The organism is uncultured Campylobacter sp., assembly GCF_938018035.1.
Lineage (GTDB): Bacteria > Campylobacterota > Campylobacteria > Campylobacterales > Campylobacteraceae > Campylobacter_B.
This window is the reverse complement of the sequence record NZ_CALIJF010000127.1, coordinates 1-4847: the sequence shown is the minus strand read 5'-3', so window position 1 is coordinate 4847 and position 4847 is coordinate 1. Positions and strand designations below refer to the sequence as shown.

Genomic DNA, 4847 nt, shown 5'->3' with positions numbered 1-4847 from the left:
ATAACGAAACCGGCACGATCTTCCCCGTAAAAAAAATCGCACAAATCGCACACGAACGCGGTGCGCTATATCACGCCGACGCAGTGCAGGCCGTAGGTAAGATAAAAGTAAACGTGCGCGATGCGGACGTGGATTTTTTAAGCCTTTCCGGGCATAAATTTCACGCTCCAAAGGGGGTCGGCGCGCTCTACATCAAAGATAGCAAGCCGATTACGAGCCTGCTTCACGGCGGCGAGCAGATGGGCGGGCGCCGCAGCGGCACGCTAAACGTTTCTGGCATCGTGGGGCTCGGCAAAGCTTTAGAACTAGCGAATAAATTTATGGATTTTGAGCGCACTCAGGTAAGCAGACTGCGCGATAAGCTGGAGGACGCGCTTTTGCAAATTCCAAACGTTAGCGTCGTGGGCGACCGTAGCATTCGCGTGCCAAACACCATCCTTGCCTCAATCCAAGGCGTCGAGGGAGAGGCGATGCTGTGGGATCTAAATAAAGCCGGCATCGCCGCTTCTACGGGCTCTGCGTGCGCGAGCGAGGCGCTCGAGAATAACCCGATAATGGAAGCGATAGGCGCGGATAAGGAGCTAGCGCATACGGCGCTAAGGCTTTCGCTGTCGCGCTTTACTACGGAAGCGGAGATCGATTACGCGATCGAACATATTGGTAAAGCTATCGCCCGTCTGCGCGGGATTTCAAGCACATTTGCTTACGCGCCGCAAGGTTATGAGAAAAATAAAGGATAAAAAATGGCAAAAAACAGTTTGATAAACGGCTCAATCTGGGAGCAATACTCGCAAAAAGTGCAGGATCGCATGAATAATCCTCGCTATATGGGCGAGATCACCGAGGAGGAAGCAAAGGCTAGAGGTGGTAAGCTAGTGGTTGCGGACTTCGGCGCCGAGAGTTGCGGCGATGCGGTGAGGCTGTATTGGTTGATCGATCCTAAAACCGATAGAATTTTAGACGCTAAATTTAAAAGCTTCGGCTGCGGCACGGCGATTGCCAGTTCGGATACGATGGCTGAGCTTTGTATCGGAAAGACCGTCGATCAAGCGGTAAAGATTACAAATTTAGACGTAGAGCACGCGATGCGCGATAATCCCGATGAGCCTGCCGTACCGCCGCAAAAGATGCACTGCTCGGTCATGGCATACGATGTCATCAAGCAGGCTGCGGCGAATTATAAGGGCATCGATCCCGCGCATTTCGAGGATGAGATCATCGTGTGCGACTGCGCGCGCGTGAGCCTCGGCACGATCAAAGAGGTGATCCGCCTAAACGACCTTCACACGGTCGAGGAGATCACGCAATACACCAAAGCAGGTGCGTTTTGCAAATCCTGCGTGCGCCCGGGCGGACACGAGGAGAAGGATTACTATCTGGTCGATATTTTAAAGCAAACCAGAGAGGAGATGGAGCGAGAGAGACTTCAAGCTCAAGCCGACGCGAGTGCCGCTAATAACGTGAAAGCGGGAGCCGAGATGAGCTTTGAGCAGCTAAATTTGATCGGTAAATTTAAAGCGGTCGAAGGGGTGCTTGACGAGGATATTCGTCCGATGCTTCAGATGGACGGCGGCAATCTCGACGTCATCGATATCAGACCTGCAGACGACGGCAAAACGGACATATATATCCGTTATCTTGGCGCTTGTAGCGGCTGCGCCAGTGGTGCGAGCGGCACATTATACGCGATCGAAAATGTTTTGCAAGAAAACCTTAGCCCGAACATCCGCGTAATGCCGATCTAGGGCTATACTGCTACGGTTTGCATCTTGGCATAGTTTTTAGCGAAATTTTAAGAGCTTGGGCTTTTTCGCGATTGATGCAGTGCTAAATTTTGCCCCTTAGCTAAATTCGCAATTAGACGCTAAATCTGCGTAGAATTTCGCCGTTTACTTTTAAGAATATCGCAAATTTCGCTAAGGTTTTCTAACGTGAAATCCATCCGTAAAATTTTGTTTATAAATTTAATTAAAAGCTTTTTTCGCTCGTGCAAGTTTTTTATGAGATTTCGTTTGTAAATTGGACATAGAATTTCTCCGCGAATTTCATCTTTTCATAAATTTAGATGAAAATGCGCCATAAATCGCAGAATTTTAGCTGGCTATAATTTCTTTTTATTATAATTGCGCCTTATTTCAACTAAAAGGGGAGCAAATGAAAGTATTTGTTTTGGCGGCTCTGCTACTTGGTTTTCTATCTGCAAATTCTTTGGACCAGATCAAAAAAGATAGGCTCGTTCGCATCGGTGTATATAACGATCAGCCACCGTTTAGTGCGCTCGTAGACGGCAAATACAGGGGATTTGAGATTGCTCTTGGCGAGAAGCTCGGTAAGGAGATTTTCGGCGATAATCCTGGCAAGGTAAAATTTATCCCGATCACGGCTTCAAGACGCATTAGCGCTTTACAGCGCAATGAAGCGGATATGGTGATTGCGACCTTTACTCCTACGCCCACGCGAGCGAAAAAAGTAGATTTTTCGGAGCCTTATTTTAAGGTGCAGGTAGGTGTGTTAGCCAAAAAAGACGAAAATATCACGAGCTTCGATCAACTCCGCAAAAAGAGGATTTTCGTCATCAAACACTCTCCTATTCACAATTTCTTACGCAAAGCGGGCTTTAGAAAGAATTTAAACTTTTGCGCCAGTTCGGCTAAATGTTACCGCGCTTTCAAAAGGGCGAAAAATGCCGTGCATGTCGATGATAACCTAATCCTGCACGCATACGCAATCATCGATAATAAAACGCAGGTTGCTTTGGATGGTCTAGGTAAGCAAACTTACAACGCAATCGCCGTGCAGAAGGGCAATAATGCGCTGCTAGAGATAATCAATACATCTTTAGCAGGACTAAAAAAAGATGGATTTTTGGATAAGACCTTTGATGATACGCTCGGGATTTTTTATCATGGCACGATCGATAAGAAGGAATTCTTGGTTGAATAAAATTTCGTGCAGAATTTAATTCGTGCGCCTGGTTTCCGCGTAAAATTCGATTCATTGTAACGACGGAGTTAAAAAATACGTTGCGGGCTTAATTTGCTTTTAGAATTCGGCTTTGATTTTGTTAGTCTCGCCAAAACGCAGATTTTATCGAAATTGGTGAGGCTATTTAAAACGCGCGCACCACTAGCGTGAAATTCCATTTTCGGAAGTAAAATTTTTAAGCGATTAGGTTGCATTTAAAATTTACGCAATTTTGTAAAGCTCGTTTCAATTTTACATCCCACAAAACCCGCGCCAGCTTGTAAATTTCTATTTTTTCAGCTCTAAATACCTGCTTTTCCGCTACAACTTTATGATTTAAATTTCAAAAATCCTCTAAAAGGAGTTAAACCCCCAAGCGCTATTGCCGCCTCGGTATGGAGAATTTAAAATTTATGCTCTGCATCGAAGGCAGATCTTATGCAAAGTAGGCGCCAAATGAGCAGGCGGAGCAAATAATTTCAAATTTAGCGGCGCCTGTCTTATCGGGTGCCGCGAAGCTGCATATCACAAAGACGTGGCGAATACAAAAAAATGGTCGTAAAATTTACCTTAAGAGCCAATCTCGATTTATTTCACCAGCTCGTAATTATACTCTTTCGTGCCGTCGAGTAGATTTGTGACGTTGTAGCCTCGCTCGTTTAGGGCTTTGGCGAGCTTGGCGCTGCGGTTGCCGCTGTAACAATGTGTGATCATCTTTTTGTCTTTATTGGCCTCAAGCACGTCCTTGTAGTTTTCTAAAGGCTCGCCGTATGGGATATTTATCGCACCCTTCATATGCCCTGCGTCGTAGTCCTGCTTCTGCCTAGCATCAATGATCAGCACGTTCGGCTCATTTGCTATTTTCAAAAACCTCTCCGCGTTTATGCTGCCGACCTTGTACAGCTCGTAGTCGTACTGCTTCACGCCGGGCGCGTTCATAAGCATACTAAAGCCCTTTTGCTTAAGCAGATCAAGTGCCTTTCCACTGCGGTTGCCCGTATTGCAATAAAGCACGACGTTTTTATCCTTGTAGGCGTTTATCTCATCCAGCCTGCTTTCAAGCTCTCCAAGCGGGATGTTGATCGCGTGCTTTATGTGGCCTGCGGCGTACTCGTCCGCGCTTCTGACGTCAATGACCAGATAATTTTCTTTCGCCCTATTGTCCTCCTCTATCGCCGATAGCGCTGCGCCGCTTATCGCGTAGCTGCTAGGTTGCTGCGTCTCGGCACCGCAAGTCGTAAAAGATCCTAATGCCGCCAGCAAAACCGCGCTTTTTAAAATTTTGTGAGAAATAAATTTCATATGTTTCCTTTAAATTTTTAGCTTTTAAAGCGGGGGGATTATATCAAAAAATTTAGCTAAATAGTGTGAATTTACGCCGTTAGCAGATGTGAGCGATCAAGTAGGTGATTTGCTTGCAAAAGCAAAAAAGCGATAAAATTTAAAAGTTCGGTCAAGCGCCCGAGCAATACCAAAAGATAGGGGTTAAAATATATAGACTGCGCAAGTACGATAAGCGCTCTTAGACAAAAGTCACCTATAAGCACGCCGTATTCGTTATAAACACAGCTTTTTACCTCCTCGCCGCCGTGCGCGCAGAGGCTCGCTCGTCACGACTGCTCGCTGCTTTAGTCTGCGAAGTCCGCGCTTGAATTATAAAATTTTAACCTCTAGCTCAAGCGCGACGTCGAAGCGCTGTAAAACCCGCTCGCGAGCAAGCTCTATCAGGCTCATCACGTCCTCAAAGCTCGCGCTGCCGAAATTTATGATGAAATTGGCATGCTGCTCGCTAAATTTAGCCCCGCCGATCGCGTGGCCTTTAAGCCCTGCCGCTTCGATCAGCCTGCCCGCGGCGTCATTCGGCGGGTTTTTAAAGCAGCTTC

At 46.6% G+C, this 4847-nt stretch carries 5 protein-coding genes and 1 pseudogene; 3 read left to right on the top strand and 3 right to left on the bottom strand.

Annotated elements, in window-relative coordinates:
- The 3 genes from Q0257_RS03885 to Q0257_RS03875 all read left to right on the top strand — a co-directional run.
- Positions 1 to 740, top strand: a 740-nt coding sequence (locus Q0257_RS03885) for a cysteine desulfurase family protein (protein WP_298021781.1), incomplete at its 5' end; no start/stop codon positions are given.
- A 3-nt stretch (positions 741 to 743) separates the two neighbouring features.
- Positions 744 to 1745: an iron-sulfur cluster assembly scaffold protein gene (locus Q0257_RS03880; RefSeq protein WP_298021778.1), complete on the top strand. Its 1002-nt coding sequence runs from the start codon at positions 744 to 746 to the stop codon at positions 1743 to 1745.
- Between the two features lie 409 nt (positions 1746 to 2154).
- A complete protein-coding gene (locus Q0257_RS03875) occupies positions 2155 to 2943 on the top strand; it encodes a transporter substrate-binding domain-containing protein (protein WP_298021774.1) in 789 nt (262 codons plus the stop codon).
- A gap of 609 nt (positions 2944 to 3552) precedes the next feature.
- Here Q0257_RS03875 and Q0257_RS03870 read toward each other — a convergent pair.
- The 3 genes and pseudogenes from Q0257_RS03870 to murB all read right to left on the bottom strand — a co-directional run.
- Positions 3553 to 4266 (bottom strand): rhodanese-like domain-containing protein, encoded by a 714-nt coding sequence (locus Q0257_RS03870; RefSeq protein ID WP_298021771.1) that lies wholly within the window; start codon positions 4264 to 4266, stop codon positions 3553 to 3555.
- A 71-nt stretch (positions 4267 to 4337) separates the two neighbouring features.
- Entirely contained in the window at positions 4338 to 4511 is a 174-nt protein-coding gene (locus Q0257_RS03865; RefSeq protein ID WP_298021769.1) for a hypothetical protein, read from the bottom strand.
- A gap of 106 nt (positions 4512 to 4617) precedes the next feature.
- A pseudogene (murB, locus tag Q0257_RS03860) lies at positions 4618 to 4847 on the bottom strand (UDP-N-acetylmuramate dehydrogenase); the annotation flags it as partial.